15 protein-coding genes are annotated in these 14,550 nt (G+C 52.3%); all 15 read left to right on the forward strand.

Translation table 11 applies throughout. From position 1 onward, the window contains the following. Positions 1-5 precede the first annotated feature (5 nt). Positions 6-449, forward strand: coding sequence for a Fe-S cluster assembly scaffold protein NifU (nifU, locus tag ACTOY7_RS07900; RefSeq protein WP_160280694.1), 444 nt, complete (start codon positions 6-8; stop codon positions 447-449). Next, positions 449-1,519, forward strand: coding sequence for a tRNA 2-thiouridine(34) synthase MnmA (mnmA, locus tag ACTOY7_RS07905; RefSeq protein WP_482670455.1), 1,071 nt, complete (start codon positions 449-451; stop codon positions 1,517-1,519). Before nifU ends, mnmA begins: the two co-directional genes overlap by 1 nt. After that, positions 1,516-2,331 (forward strand): histidinol-phosphatase HisJ family protein, encoded by an 816-nt coding sequence (locus tag ACTOY7_RS07910; RefSeq protein ID WP_300886172.1) that lies wholly within the window; start codon positions 1,516-1,518, stop codon positions 2,329-2,331. Before mnmA ends, ACTOY7_RS07910 begins: the two co-directional genes overlap by 4 nt. A gap of 224 nt (positions 2,332-2,555) precedes the next feature. Beyond that, positions 2,556-3,569, forward strand: coding sequence for a type I glyceraldehyde-3-phosphate dehydrogenase (gene gap, locus ACTOY7_RS07915; RefSeq protein WP_160280691.1), 1,014 nt, complete (start codon positions 2,556-2,558; stop codon positions 3,567-3,569). A gap of 132 nt (positions 3,570-3,701) precedes the next feature. Continuing rightward, positions 3,702-4,895: a phosphoglycerate kinase gene (locus tag ACTOY7_RS07920; protein ID WP_160280690.1), complete on the forward strand. Its 1,194-nt coding sequence runs from the start codon at positions 3,702-3,704 to the stop codon at positions 4,893-4,895. 50 nt (positions 4,896-4,945) lie between these two features. Further along, positions 4,946-5,695 carry a triose-phosphate isomerase gene (gene tpiA / locus ACTOY7_RS07925; RefSeq protein WP_016296777.1) on the forward strand — a complete coding sequence of 250 codons (750 nt, stop codon included), beginning with the start codon at positions 4,946-4,948 and terminating at the stop codon, positions 5,693-5,695. A 279-nt stretch (positions 5,696-5,974) separates the two neighbouring features. Then, positions 5,975-7,513 (forward strand): 2,3-bisphosphoglycerate-independent phosphoglycerate mutase, encoded by a 1,539-nt coding sequence (gpmI, locus tag ACTOY7_RS07930; protein WP_482670454.1) that lies wholly within the window; start codon positions 5,975-5,977, stop codon positions 7,511-7,513. 376 nt (positions 7,514-7,889) lie between these two features. Further along, positions 7,890-8,462, forward strand: coding sequence for a 2-oxoacid:acceptor oxidoreductase subunit gamma family protein (locus ACTOY7_RS07935; RefSeq protein WP_160280685.1), 573 nt, complete (start codon positions 7,890-7,892; stop codon positions 8,460-8,462). Beyond that, entirely contained in the window at positions 8,462-8,764 is a 303-nt protein-coding gene (locus ACTOY7_RS07940) for a 4Fe-4S binding protein (protein WP_482670453.1), read from the forward strand. The genes ACTOY7_RS07935 and ACTOY7_RS07940 overlap by 1 nt, the downstream gene beginning before the upstream one ends. A 1-nt stretch (position 8,765) precedes the next feature. Then, positions 8,766-9,947, forward strand: a complete 1,182-nt coding sequence (porA, locus tag ACTOY7_RS07945; RefSeq protein WP_160280683.1) for a pyruvate ferredoxin oxidoreductase — start codon at positions 8,766-8,768, stop codon at positions 9,945-9,947. A gap of 13 nt (positions 9,948-9,960) precedes the next feature. Then, on the forward strand, positions 9,961-10,893 hold the full coding sequence (locus tag ACTOY7_RS07950; protein ID WP_160280682.1) for a thiamine pyrophosphate-dependent enzyme: 933 nt from the start codon (positions 9,961-9,963) through the stop codon (positions 10,891-10,893). 116 nt (positions 10,894-11,009) lie between these two features. After that, the gene (locus tag ACTOY7_RS07955; RefSeq protein ID WP_160280681.1) at positions 11,010-11,831 is read left to right on the forward strand and encodes a purine-nucleoside phosphorylase; all 822 of its coding nucleotides are present in this window, start codon (positions 11,010-11,012) and stop codon (positions 11,829-11,831) included. A 21-nt stretch (positions 11,832-11,852) separates the two neighbouring features. After that, on the forward strand, positions 11,853-13,130 hold the full coding sequence (locus tag ACTOY7_RS07960; RefSeq protein ID WP_160280680.1) for an amidohydrolase: 1,278 nt from the start codon (positions 11,853-11,855) through the stop codon (positions 13,128-13,130). A gap of 85 nt (positions 13,131-13,215) precedes the next feature. Then, the gene (locus ACTOY7_RS07965) at positions 13,216-13,677 is read left to right on the forward strand and encodes a MogA/MoaB family molybdenum cofactor biosynthesis protein (protein WP_160280679.1); all 462 of its coding nucleotides are present in this window, start codon (positions 13,216-13,218) and stop codon (positions 13,675-13,677) included. Positions 13,678-13,779: 102 nt separating this feature from the next. Continuing rightward, positions 13,780-14,484, forward strand: a complete 705-nt coding sequence (locus ACTOY7_RS07970) for an MBL fold metallo-hydrolase (RefSeq protein ID WP_300885777.1) — start codon at positions 13,780-13,782, stop codon at positions 14,482-14,484. Positions 14,485-14,550 lie beyond the last annotated feature (66 nt).

A 14,550-nucleotide genomic window follows, 5' to 3' on the forward strand; every position in this document is an offset into this window, starting at 1 on the left:
GGATTATGTATACAGAGAAAGTAATGGATCATTTCCAGCATCCAAGGAATGTTGGAGAAATTGAAAATGCAAGCGGCGTAGGTACTGTGGGAAACGCGAAATGCGGAGATATCATGCGCATTTATCTGGATATTGATGACGATCAGATCATCCGCGACGTCAAATTCAAGACCTTTGGCTGCGGCGCGGCAGTGGCCACCAGCAGTATGGCAACGGAGCTGGTGAAGGGAAAGAGCGTGCAGGAGGCGATGGAGGTCACCAACAAAGCGGTGATGGAGGCACTGGACGGACTGCCGCCGGTGAAGGTACACTGCTCCCTCCTGGCGGAGGAGGCGATCCATGCGGCCCTCTGGGATTATGCCCAAAAGCATGGCATCAAGATTGAAGGGCTGGAAAAGCCGAAGTCGGATATCCATGAAGGCGAGGAAGAGGAAGAAGAGGAATACTGATGAGCAGGGTTGTAGTGGGGATGTCCGGAGGAGTGGATTCCTCCGTAGCTGCCTGTCTGTTAAAGGGGCAGGGCTATGAGGTGATCGGGGTTACCATGCAGATCTGGCAGGAAGAAGCGCGGGAATTCCAGGAGGAAAACGGCGGGTGCTGCGGCCTGAGCGCCGTGGAGGATGCCCGGCGCGTGGCGGCCCGCCTGGACATTCCCTATTATGTGATGAATTTCCGGAAGGAATTCCAGGAGCATGTGATCGACTATTTTACAGAGGAATATCTCCGGGGGCGCACCCCCAATCCCTGTATCGCCTGCAACCGATATGTGAAATGGGAATCTCTGCTGTCCAGGAGCCTGTCCATCGGGGCGGACTATATTGCTACCGGGCATTACGCCAGAGTGGCACGGCTGCCAAACGGCCGGTATTCCATCCGCCGCTCGGCAGCGTCGGTAAAGGATCAGACCTATGCATTATACAATCTGACCCAGGACCAGCTGAAACGGACGCTGATGCCGGTGGGAGAATTTTCCAAGGAGGAGATCCGCAGGATGGCGGAGCAGATCGGACTGCCTGTGGCCCAAAAGCCGGACAGCCAGGATATCTGCTTTGTACCGGACGGGGACTACGCTTCTTTTATAGAAAGAAACGCGGGAACCCAACTGCAGAAGGGAAACTTTGTGACTTCTGACGGCAGGGTATTGGGACAGCACAAAGGGATCATCCATTATACGGTGGGGCAGCGCAAGGGCCTGGGGCTGGCCCTGGGGTATCCGGCGTTTGTCCTGGAGATCCGGCCAGAGACCCGGGAGGTAGTCATCGGAACCCATGAGGAATCTCTGGCAGACTCTCTGTGTGTATCGGATGTGAATTTTATGTCCGTAGAAGACCTGACGGAACCCCGACGTGTGTTTGTGAAAATACGTTATAACCATAAAGGAGTCTGGGGGACCATTGAGAAGACCGGGAAGGATGAGGTGACCTGCGCCTTTGAGGAGCCCCAGCGGGCCGTGACGCCGGGACAGGCTGCGGTGTTCTATGACGGAGAGTACATCTTGGGAGGTGGGACGATAGTATGATTACGAGTGACTGTCACATGCACACATCTTTTTCCACGGATAGCAGCACCGCGCCGGAAGCCATGGTGGAGGGCGCGCTGGAAAAAGGACTGAAAGCAATTTGCGTCACAGACCATATGGACTGGGATTATCCGTTCAGCGAGGAGCTGGGGAAGGATGCCTTTCTGTTTGACGCGGATGTGTATTTTCAAAAACTGACCAAGCTGCGGGAGCAGTATGCGGGGCGGATCGAGCTGCGCATCGGGATCGAGCTGGGACTGCAGCCTCACGCAGGCGCGTTCTGCAGGGAGATCACGGAAACATATCCCTTTGATTTTGTGATCGGCTCGATTCACGTGGTGGACAAAAAGGATCCATATTACCGGGAACTGTTTTCGGAGCTGACGGACCGGGAGCTCTACCGTCTGGCGTTCGAGGAGACACTGGAAAGTATCCGGCATACGGATACTTTTGATGTACTGGGGCATATTGATTATATCGTGCGGTATGGGACCTATAAGACAAAGGATTACTCTTATGCGGCATTTGCGCCCTGGCTGGATGAGGTTCTGAAGCAGATCATTGAGATGGGGAAAGGAATCGAGCTGAATTCGGCGGGGCTGAAATACGGGCTCGGCTTCTGCCACCCCCATCCGGATGTGCTCAGGCGCTACCGGGAGCTGGGCGGGGAGATCATCACCGTGGGGGCGGACGGGCATCAGCCGGAGCACATTGCCTATGAGTTCGGCAGGGCGGCCGAGGTCCTGCGGGAATGCGGATTTGAGTATTATACGGAATTTTTGGAGAGAAAGCCGGTTTTCCGGAAGCTGTAAGAGCGCACGGCTATAAAAAATAACTAAAGGATTTACGGGCAGGGTATAAGATTTACACAAACTTCCAGAAAAATAGATTTAGGACTTGAATTTTTGTTCCCCATTTAGTACAATATTTCTAGTTGATGAATCTTTAACAAACTGCGCCTGATTTAGGTTTGTTGGGAGTTCACCATAATAACTGTGTTACAGTTAACATTTTAAACTTTTAGGAGGAATTAATCATGGCAGTAAAAGTAGCGATTAATGGATTTGGACGTATCGGACGTCTTGCGTTCAGACAGATGTTCGGAGCAGAAGGTTTTGAGATCGTAGCGATCAACGATCTGACATCCCCGAAGATGCTGGCTCACCTGTTGAAGTATGATTCAACACAGGGTAAGTATGAACTGGCAGATAAGGTGACTGCAGGTGAAGATTCTATCACAGTTGACGGCAAAGAGATTAAGATCTATGCGAAGGCAAGCGCGGCAGAGCTTCCCTGGGGAGAGATCGGCGTAGACGTTGTTCTGGAGTGTACAGGCTTCTATACATCCAAGGCAAAAGCACAGGCTCATATTGATGCAGGTGCGAAGTATGTGATCATCTCAGCTCCGGCTGGAAATGACCTTCCGACTATCGTTTACAACGTGAACCATGACAAGCTGACAAAGGATGATCAGATCATCTCCGCGGCATCCTGTACAACAAACTGCCTTGCGCCGATGGCAAAGGCTCTGAATGACCTTGCGCCGATCAAGTCCGGTATCATGTGCACCATCCACGCTTACACAGGCGACCAGATGACACTTGACGGACCGCAGAGAAAAGGCGACCTGAGAAGATCCCGCGCGGCAGCAGTGAATATCGTTCCGAACAGCACAGGCGCTGCAAAGGCAATCGGACTGGTTATTCCGGAACTGAACGGAAAACTGATCGGAGCTGCTCAGCGTATCCCGACTCCGACCGGATCCACAACAATCCTGACAGCAGTAGTAGAAGGCACCGTAACCGTTGATCAGATCAACGACGCTATGAAGGCTGCTTCTAACGAGTCCTTCGGTTACAATGTAGACGAGATCGTATCCAGCGATATCGTTGGTATGAGATTTGGTTCTCTGTTTGATTCTACTCAGACAATGGCTATGCCGCTTGACAACGGTACAACAGAAGTACAGGTTGTTTCATGGTATGACAATGAGAATTCTTACACAAGCCAGATGGTAAGAACAATCAAGCATTTTGGAACATTACTGTAGGACAGGCTTTCAGAGAAAACTGAATTTGTCAGATTTGATTCTGAAATAGACTCACGAAGGGGTCCGGTCTTATAATGGGACCGGATCCCTTTTTTTACAATGTTTTTACAATGAAAACAGGGAGGCAATGACATGCTTAATAAAAAATCAGTAGACGATATTAATGTAAAGGGTAAAAAAGTCCTGGTAAGATGTGATTTCAACGTGCCGTTGATTGATGGGAAGATTACCGACGAGAACCGTCTCGTCGCGGCGCTTCCGACGATCAAGAAGCTGGTTGCGGACGGCGGAAGGATCATTCTCTGCTCTCATCTGGGCAAGCCGAAGGGAGAGCCGAAGCCGGAATTATCCCTGGCTCCTGTTGCTGCCAGATTATCCGAACTGCTCGGCCAGGAAGTAAAATTCGCGGCAGATCCGGAAGTGGTCGGACCGAATGCAAAGGCAGCGGCAGAGGCACTCCAGGACGGTGAGATCATTCTTCTGGAGAATACCCGTTACAGGATTGAAGAGACCAAGAACGGTGAAGCATTCAGCAAAGACCTGGCTTCCCTCTGCGATGTATTTGTAAACGACGCGTTCGGTACCGCTCACAGGGCGCACTGCTCCAACGTAGGTGTGACCCAGTTCGTGGATACGGCTGCGGTAGGCTACCTGATGCAGAAAGAGATTGATTTCCTTGGCAACGCAGTGAACAATCCGGAGCGCCCGTTCGTGGCGATCCTGGGCGGAGCTAAGGTCTCCAGCAAGATTTCCGTGATTGAAAATCTCCTGGAGAAGGTGGATACTCTGATCATCGGCGGCGGAATGTCCTACACATTCAGCAAGGCTCAGGGCGGAAGCGTAGGCAAGTCTCTGTTGGAGGAAGATTACTGCCAGTACGCGCTGGACATGATCAAAAAGGCAGAGGATAAGGGCGTGAAGCTCCTTCTCCCGGTTGATAATGTGATCGCAGATGATTTCTCTAATGACGCAAATACAAAGATCGTTGCAAACGGTGAGATTCCGGACGGCTGGCAGGGTCTTGACATCGGACCGGAGACTGCGAAGATCTATGCAGACGCAGTGAAGGAAGCAAAGACCGTTGTATGGAACGGACCGATGGGTGCGTTTGAGATGCCCAAGTTCGCGGCAGGAACCGAAGCAGTGGCAAAGGCACTGGCGGATACAGACGCTGTGACCATCATCGGCGGCGGAGATTCCGCGGCAGCAGTGAACCAGCTCGGCTACGGCGACAAGATGACCCACATCTCCACCGGCGGCGGCGCGTCACTGGAATTCCTGGAAGGAAAAGAATTACCGGGCGTTGCGGCAGCTAATGATAAGTAAATACTTAGAGAAGTCTAAAGAATATACTAAAAAATTAAGGAGACCATATCATGGCAAGAAAGAAAATTATCGCAGGCAACTGGAAAATGAACAAAACACCGAGCGAGGCTGTTGCTCTGGTGGAGGAACTGAAACCGTTGGTTGCAAATGAAGAAGTGGACGTTGTATTCTGTGTACCGGCGATCGACATCGTTCCGGTTGTGGAAGCTGCAAAGGGCACCAACATCCAGGTGGGCGCGGAGAATATGTACTTTGAGGAGAGCGGGGCATACACCGGCGAGATCTCCCCGAACATGCTGGTAGACGCAGGCGTGAAGTATGTGGTACTCGGACATTCCGAGAGAAGAGAGTACTTCGGCGAGACCAACGAAGACGTGAACAAGAAGGTACTTAAGGCGTTTGAGCACGGCATTACGCCGATCATGTGCTGCGGCGAGAGCCTAGAGCAGAGAGAGCAGGGTGTGACTATGGACTTCATCCGCCAGCAGGTTAAGGTTGGATTCCAGAACGTGACCGCAGATCAGGCAAAGACCGCAGTGATCGCTTATGAGCCGATCTGGGCGATCGGAACCGGCAAGACCGCGACTACAGAGCAGGCACAGGAAGTCTGCGCGGGAATCCGTGCATGCATCGCGGAAGTATATGATGATGCGACAGCAGAAGCCATCCGCATCCAGTACGGCGGATCTGTCAATGCTGCAACAGCAGCAGATCTGTTTGCGCAGGCAGATATCGACGGCGGCTTGGTAGGCGGCGCTTCCTTGAAGGCTGACTTCGGCAAGATCGTGAATTACAAGTAAACAGACAGAAAGTTCACGGTGTAAAATGTAATCAATGAGAGAAAAATGAATTTCCCCCTGTTTCGTTGTTCATGGCATGAATAGAAACGGGGGGTTTCTAATAGTTGCTGTTAGCAGGAAGTGGACATTTGACTGGCATCGTGAACAGTAACGAATATTACAAAAATATACTCGAACGATTAAAATGATTTGCAAAAAACGGAAAAAGCATGTACAATAGATACTGGACTTTTAAGTGACAGAACTGTTACAATTTCAGTGTTTAAAAGGAGAAGGACAATGAGCAAAAAACCAACTGTATTAATGATTCTTGATGGTTATGGATTAAATGACAATACAACCGGAAATGCCGTTGCACAGGGAAAGACCCCGGTCATGGATAAGCTGATGGCCGAGTATCCTTTTGTCAAGGGAAATGCAAGCGGCCTTGCAGTGGGGCTGCCAGACGGACAGATGGGCAATTCTGAGGTCGGACATCTGAATATGGGTGCCGGCAGGATCGTATACCAGGATCTGACCAAGATCACAAAGGCAATCCAGGACGGAGACTTTTTTGAGAACAAGGCTCTTCTGGCAGCCTGCGAAAATGTAAAAGAACATGATTCCGCGCTGCATATGTTCGGACTGGTATCCGACGGAGGCGTGCACAGCCACAATGAACACATATACGGACTGCTGGAGCTGGCGAAGAGGCAGGGCATCCAGAAGGTGTATGTACACTGCTTCCTGGACGGACGTGATACGCCTCCGGCATCCGGCAAGGAATATGTAGAACAGTTGGAAGAAAAGATGAAGGAGATCGGTGTGGGTGAAGTCGCAAGCGTGATGGGACGTTATTACGCGATGGATCGGGATAACCGCTGGGAGCGTGTGGAAAAAGCCTACAACGCGCTGGTAAAGGGGATCGGCGAGACTGCGGAGTCCGGACCGGCAGGAATCCAGGCTTCCTATGACGCAGACGCGACGGATGAATTTGTACTTCCTACCGTTGTGATGAAGAACGGAGCACCGGTGGCTACGATCCAGGACAATGACTCCATCATCTTTTTTAATTTCCGTCCGGACCGTGCAAGAGAGATCACAAGAACCTTCTGTGACGACAATTTCGGCGGCTTTGACAGAGGCTCGCGAATCAAGACGACCTATGTATGCTTCACAGAATATGATGTGACGATCGAGAACAAGCTGGTGGCTTTTGCGAAGGAAGAGATCACCAATACGTTCGGACAGTTTCTTGCAAAGAACGGCCTGAAGCAGGCTCGTCTGGCAGAGACGGAAAAGTACGCTCATGTCACCTTTTTCTTCAACGGCGGCGTAGAAGAACCCAACGAAGGCGAGGACCGGATTCTTGTAAAGTCCCCCAAGGTTGCCACCTATGACTTGAAGCCGGAGATGAGCGCATATGAAGTATGCGGCAAGCTGGTGGAGGCAATCAAGTCCGGAACCTATGACGTGATCATCATCAACTTTGCCAATCCGGATATGGTAGGACACACCGGCGTGGAAGCGGCGGCGATCCAGGCCATCGAAGCGGTGGACGAATGCGTGGGCAGAGCGGTGGACGCAGTGAAGGAAGTGAACGGACAGATGTTCATCTGCGCAGACCACGGCAATGCGGAGCAGCTGATCGACGAGGAGAACGGAGAGCCATTCACCGCCCATACGACCAATCCGGTGCCCTTTATCCTGGTCAATGCAGACCCGGCTTATCAGCTCCGGGAGGGAGGATGCCTGGCGGATATCGCGCCGACTCTGATCGAGCTGATGGGACTGGAGCAGCCGGCGGAGATGACAGGAAAGTCACTTCTGAAAAAATAAAGAACCGGAAGCTGTATACATGGCTTTTATGGCAGAATAGCAGAAAGTCTGTCTCGGGCAGTTTTTCTGCGTCTTACAAGATGAAAAACTGGCAGTGTTTTTGGATCTGAAGACACTGCTAGTACAATGTTGCATTAATTTTGAAGTAATAAGCGTCCGATGTTCATGTCAGTACAAGGCGGAGGAAGGAGGCGATGCCGGTAGCATCGTTGACTGACTCCAACGCAGTAATGGCATGGACAGCGAGCACTTATTACTCAATTATTAATGCAACATTGTACTAGTTGTATATAAGCCGTTGATTCCGCCTGCGTCAGTGTATGGCAGTTTGATTTTTGGCAGGCGGAGTACAGTAAAAACGAAAGGAAGAAAGAACATGAGGAACCTGACAGAGATCAGATGGCACGGCCGGGGCGGCCAGGGTGCCAAGACGGCGGCGCTTTTGCTGGCGGATGTCGCATTCCAGACAGGAAAGTATGTCCAGGGATTTCCGGAATACGGCCCGGAGCGTATGGGCGCGCCCATTACCGCGTATAACCGGATCAGCGACCAGGTGATCCGGGTGCATTCCAATATCTATGATCCCCAGTATGTGGTTGTTGTGGATGAATCCCTTCTGGAGGCAGTGGATGTGACCTCCGGACTGAAAAAGGACGGGGCGATCCTGGTGAATACCCAGCGTTCAAAAGAAGAGATCATTCCCCACCTGAAAGGATACGAAGGGGAAGTTTATATCATTGACGCCCACAAGGTATCCATGGCGACGATGGGAAGATATTTTCCCAATACGCCCATGCTGGCGGCCATTGTGAAGGTGGCGGGGATCATGGAGGAAGAGACCTTTCTGAAAGAGATGAAGGCATCCTTTTCCCACAAATTTGCAGGTAAGCCTGAAGTGATTGAGGGCAACATGGCGGCGTTGAAGATGGCATTGCAGGAGGTGCGGTGATGGCGGCAGATATCAGTAAATTAGGTGTGAAAGCGGGATGGAAGGACTTGACGGAAGGCATGGTGATTGCGGGAGCCGGCACATCCAGGGAGTTCAATACCGGTGAGTGGTCTACGGACAAGCCGGAATTTATCGAGGAAAAATGCAAACAATGTCTGATGTGTGTTCCGGTCTGTCCGGACAGCTGTATCCCGGTTGCGGATTATAAGCGGGGGGCATTTGACTATGAGCACTGCAAGGGCTGTGGGATCTGTGTGAAGGCATGTCCTTTCGGTGCGATCACGATGGAAGGGGTGAACTGACATGGCAAAGAGAGACCGTTTATCAGGAAATGAGGCAGTGGCGATCGCGCTGCGCCAGATCAACCCGGATGTATTCCCGGCTTTTCCCATCACACCGTCCACGGAGATTCCACAGTACTTTGCTTCCTTTGTGGCAAACGGACAGGTGGATACGGAGTTCATTCCGGTGGAGAGTGAGCACAGCTCCATGAGTGCGGCGATCGGTGCCTCAGCGGCGGGAGCAAGGAGCCTGACAGCCACATCCTCCTGCGGACTGGCCTATATGTGGGAAGAATTATATATTGCGGCGTCCAACCGTCTGCCGCTGGCACTGGCGTTGGTGAACCGCGCCCTGTCGGGTCCCATCAACATCAACTGCGACCATTCGGACAGCATGGGCGCGCGGGATTCGGGATGGATCCAGCTTTATGCGGAGAACAACCAGGAGGCTTATGACAATATGGTGCAGGCATACCGGATCTCTGAGCATCCGGATGTCAGGCTGCCCATCATGATCTGCCAGGACGGATTTATTACCAGTCACGCGGTGGAGAATATGGAATTGCTGGAGGACGAAGAGGTACGGAGCTTTGTGGGAGAGTATGAGCCGGAAAACTATCTGCTGAATCCGGACTGCCCCATGGCAGTAGGCCCCTATTCCATTACGGATTATTATATGGAAGCAAAACGGAACCAGGCCGAGGGCATGAAGCATGTAAGCCGGGTGGTGCTGGAGACAGCGAAGGAATTTGCCGCATTGTCCGGCAGGAAATACGGACTGTTTGAAGAATATTGCATGGAAGACGCTGAGCTGGCCGTAGTGATGATCGGGTCTGCGGCAGGCACAACCAAGGATGCCATCGACTGGCTGCGGGCAAAGGGCGAGAAGGTGGGACTGGTGAAGATCCGGATGTACCGCCCCTTCCCGGCGGAGGAGATCGCGCAGGCTTTATCCGGGGTGAAGGCCGTTGCGGTCATGGACCGGGCGGAAGGCTATACGAATCATGGAGGACCGCTGGGCGCAGATGTGATGGCAGCATTGTTCCGTGCACGTTCTCAGGCCCTGGCAGTGAATTATATCTACGGACTGGGAGGACGGGACGTGCGCGTGGAAGATATGGAGCATATTTTTGCAGCCCTGAAACAGATTGCAGAAGACGGCGAGACAGGGGAAACCTACCGCTATCTTGGAATTCGAGAATAGGGGGGGACAGGATATGAGCTACAATTTTAAAGAAACCATGAATAAGCCGGAGCGTCTGGCTCCCGGACATCGGATGTGCGCGGGATGCGGCGGGACCATTGCGGTGCGCAATGTCCTGCGTGGGCTCCATGAAGGAGACAAGGCCGTGATCGGCAATGCCACCGGCTGTCTGGAGGTCTCTACATTTACTTATCCATATACGGCATGGGAGGACAGCTATATCCACAATGCCTTTGAAAACGCGGGGGCGACCTTGAGCGGCGTGGAAGGCGCTTATAAGGCATTGAAGAGAAAAGGGAAGCTGGATGCGACGTACAAGTTCATCACCTTCGGAGGAGACGGCGGAACCTATGACATCGGTTTTCAGTCATTGTCCGGCGCCATGGAACGGAATCACGACATGGTGTATGTGTGCTATGACAACGGCGCTTACATGAACACCGGGATCCAGCGTTCCTCCGCGACTCCCATGTATGCGGATACGACAACCACACCGGTAGGCACGAAGAGCAACGGAAAGCCACAGAACCGGAAGGATCTTGCGGCGATCATCGCAAGCCATGACATCCCCTACGTGGCACAGACTACATTTGTACAGAACTTTAAGGACCTTCATATTAAGTCGGAGAAGGCGATCTATACGCCGGGCGCGGCATTTTTAAATATCATGGCGCCCTGTCCCCGGGGATGGAGGTACAATACGCCGGATATCATGGAGATCTGTAAACTGGGAGTGGAGACCTGCTACTGGCCGCTGTTCGAGGTCGCGGAAGGGAAATGGATCCTCAACTATGAGCCGAAGAAGAAGCTTCCAATTGAGGACTTCCTGGTAAAGCAGGGGCGGTTCAAACATCTGTTTAAGAAAGAAAACGAGCACCTGATCGGGGAGTTTCAGAAGGAAGTGGACCGGAGATGGGACGAGCTGGTATGGAAGTGTTCCAGGTAGCGGCAAAACAGGGATCCTGCGCAGGAAGTCTGTGGGGCGGACAAAGGAGGGCAATGTACACCCAGGGTACCTCATTACGGCGAAGTTTCACAAGGCTTAAGAAGGAGATAGGATAGATGAGCAGACAGTATGAAAAGGTAAAAGCATGTTATGAATATTGCAGGACAGTCACGGATTTTCAACCCAGAGTGGGCCTGATCCTGGGTTCCGGGCTGGGCAATTATGCCAGGAATATGAAGGTGGAGTGTGAGATCCCGTACGGGGATATCCCGGATTTTCCGGTCTCCACGGTGGCAGGCCATGATGGAAGATTCCTGTTTGGAATGATCGGCGATGTTCCGGCAGTGGTGATGAAGGGACGGGTTCATTTTTACGAAGGGTATACGCCCCAGGAGGTGGTGCTGCCGATCCGGGTGATGAAGCTGATGGGGATTGAGGTGCTGTTTTTGACCAATGCGTCAGGCGGGATCAACCGGAATTTCCAGGTGGGAGATTTCATGATGATCACGGACCAGATCTCCAATTTTGTTCCCTCTCCCTTGATCGGGGAAAATGTTTCGGAGCTGGGGCTTCGATTCCCGGATATGTCCAATATCTATGACCCGGAGCTTCAGGAGCTGATCCGGAAGACTTCCAAAGAAGAGGGGATTCCCATCCGGGAAGGAGTCTATGTGCAGACCACCGGGCCGAATTACGAAAGCCCGGCAGAGATCCGCATGTTTGCGGCGTTGGGCGCGGATGCGGTGGGCATGAGCACGGCAGGCGAGGCGCTGGCGGCACGGCACGCGGACATCCGGGTGTGCGGCATTTCCTGCGTATCCAATATGGCGAGCGGGATCTCTAAGGAGAAGCTAAAGCATGAGGACGTGCAGATTGCGGCGGATAAACGGGCAGAGGATTTTGAGCGTCTGGTGACCCAGATCATCAGAAAGCTGTGAAAGTGAGGAAAAAGGAAATCCATGAACACAAGAATTTATAATGTAAGAATACTGACCATGGAAGAAGGGAAAGATATCTTTCAGGGAGAGGTATGGATCCAGGATGATACCATCACCTATGCGGGGCCTGAGCGTAAGGACGGAAAGGTATGGGACAGGGAGATCGACGGCCAGGGCAATCTGCTGATGCCGGGCTTCAAGAACGCCCATACCCATTCGGCCATGACCTTCCTGCGTTCCCACGCGGATGACTTAAAGCTGGATGAATGGCTGTTTAACAAGGTGTTTCCGGCGGAAGGGAAGCTCACTGGCGAAAGTCTCTACTGGTTCACCAAGCTGGCATTCATGGAATATCTGACCAGCGGGATCACGACGGCATACGATATGTATTTCTACGTGGACGACGGGGCACGGGCGGCAAAGGACACCGGGTTTCGGTATGTGTTCTGTGACAGCATTAATAATTTCGGCGGCACCGTAGACCAGGTGGAAAAGGACTACCTGCGGCTGAATATCGATCCGGCACGGCAGATCAGCCATCGGATCGGTTTCCATGCGGAGTATACCACCAGCAGGGAGCTGATGGAAGGGATCGCGGCACTGGCGGAACGGTATCAGGCTCCGGTTTCTGTGCACTGCTCCGAGACGCACAAGGAAGTCGAAGAGTGCCGCGAGCGTTCAGGCATGTCTCCGGTTGCCTATATGGACTCCCTTGGGCTGTTCCGATACGGCGGCACGCTGTTCCACTGTGTACACATGGATGAGACCGATTATGAGATCATCAAGAAACGGGGTATTTATGTGGTCACCAATCCGGCGTCCAATCTGAAGCTGGCAAGCGGGATCGCGCCCATTAAGCGGTATCTGGAGATGGGGATCCCGGTAGCTATCGGAACGGATGGGGCAGCCAGCAACAACTGTCTGGATATGTTCCGGGAGATGTTTTTGGTGACCGGGCTGCAGAAGGCGGTCTGCGACGATCCCGAGGCGGTTCCAGCAAGGGAAGTGCTGAAAATGGCAACGGTGAACGGGGCTTATGCCTGTGGACTGCCGGAGTGCGACAGCATTGCGCCGGGCAAAAAGGCGGATCTGATCCTGATCGACTTAAACCAGCCTAATATGCAGCCCATCCGCAACCTGGACAAAAACCTGGTGTACAGCGGGAGCAAGTCGAATGTGAAGATGACGATGATCGGCGGGAAGGTGCTGTATCAGGACGGGGAATTCTATCTGGATTCTTCCAAAGAAGAAATTTTTGCAAAAGCCAATGAATATGCGGAGAAGATATTCGCAATGTAAAAGATCCGGACTGCAATCGGAAATCAGCTTTATCCTGTTGCGGTGGTTGATTGGAACTGTTATAAAATGAAAGAGGACTGGTATCATGAAGGCAGCGGTATTTACGGTCAGTACAAGGGCATACAAGGCAAAGCAGGAGAGCGCCGCGGGAACAGCGGTGAAGCGTGTCGTGGAACAGGTGGGATTTGATGTCAAGGCAGGGGTGCTGCCGGAGGACCGGACTGTGGTGGAAGCAGTCTTAAGACAGCTGGCGGATACGGGCTCGGTGCAGCTGATCCTGACGGTAGGGTCTACAGGCGTCCTGAAAAAGAACTGCGCGCCGGATGCTCTGACAGATGCGGCGGAACGCCTGCTTCCGGGGATCCCGGAGGCCATCCGTGCATACAGTATTCGGTATTCAAAAAAAATCATACTGGACCGGTCGGCAGCCGGTATCCGCAACCGGACGGTCATGGTGAACCTTCCAGACAGCGGAAAGCTGGCAAAGGAAGGGATCGAATTTATCCTGCCGGAGCTGGTGCGGGCGGTGGAGATGCTGAATGTCTGAGAAATCTCAGCTATACTGGCCGGATACTTTGCAACAGAGCGCAAGGCGCCGTGAAAGAAGATTACTCTTTACAGTTCTTTAGGCAAGGAGTGAGGTTATCGTATGATCAAAGTGCTATATATCGAGCATAGTGGATTTCAGGTGGAACTGGAGGATGCGTATTTCCTGTTTGACTACTACCGCGGTGAGCTGCCGGAGCTGGATCCGGGAAAGAAGTTTTTCATTTTTTCAAGCCATGCGCACCAGGACCACTATCAGAGAAGGATATTTGAATTTCAGGAGAAGATGCCCCATACCTTTTACATTTTATCAAAAGATATCAAAAGGGATGCATTGAAGCATGGGGGCCGGGAAGAAAATATATGGTTCGTAAAGCCGGAGGAAGAGCTGGATGTGCAGGGATGCCGGATCCGGACCCTGTGCTCTACGGATGAGGGCGTCGCTTTTCTGGTTCAATATCAGGGGAAGGTCCTTTATCATGCAGGGGATCTGAATGCATGGTACTGGGACGAAGAGGGCGAAGACTATGTAAAGATGATGCGCCGGAGCTATGAGCGGGAGATTCAAAAGATCGGCGGTGAGACCATTGATGCGGCATTTGTTCCCGTAGATCCCAGGCTGGAAGGGCGGTATGCAGAAGGGCTGGAGTTCTTTATGCTCCACACCCGGACCAAATGCGTGTTTCCCATGCATTTCTGGAATGACTATGGAATTTTCGAACGGCTTAAGAAAGAGGCGTGTACGGCAAAATACAGGGAGCGGATCATGGAGATCCGAGAGCCGGGGCAGACCTTTTTATTGCCGTGAAGTAATCAGACTTTACTATGTCGCAATGTTTATTATTTGCCCCTGCTTGTATGAATATTGGATTCA

It is taken from the genome of Schaedlerella sp. (assembly GCF_056796775.1).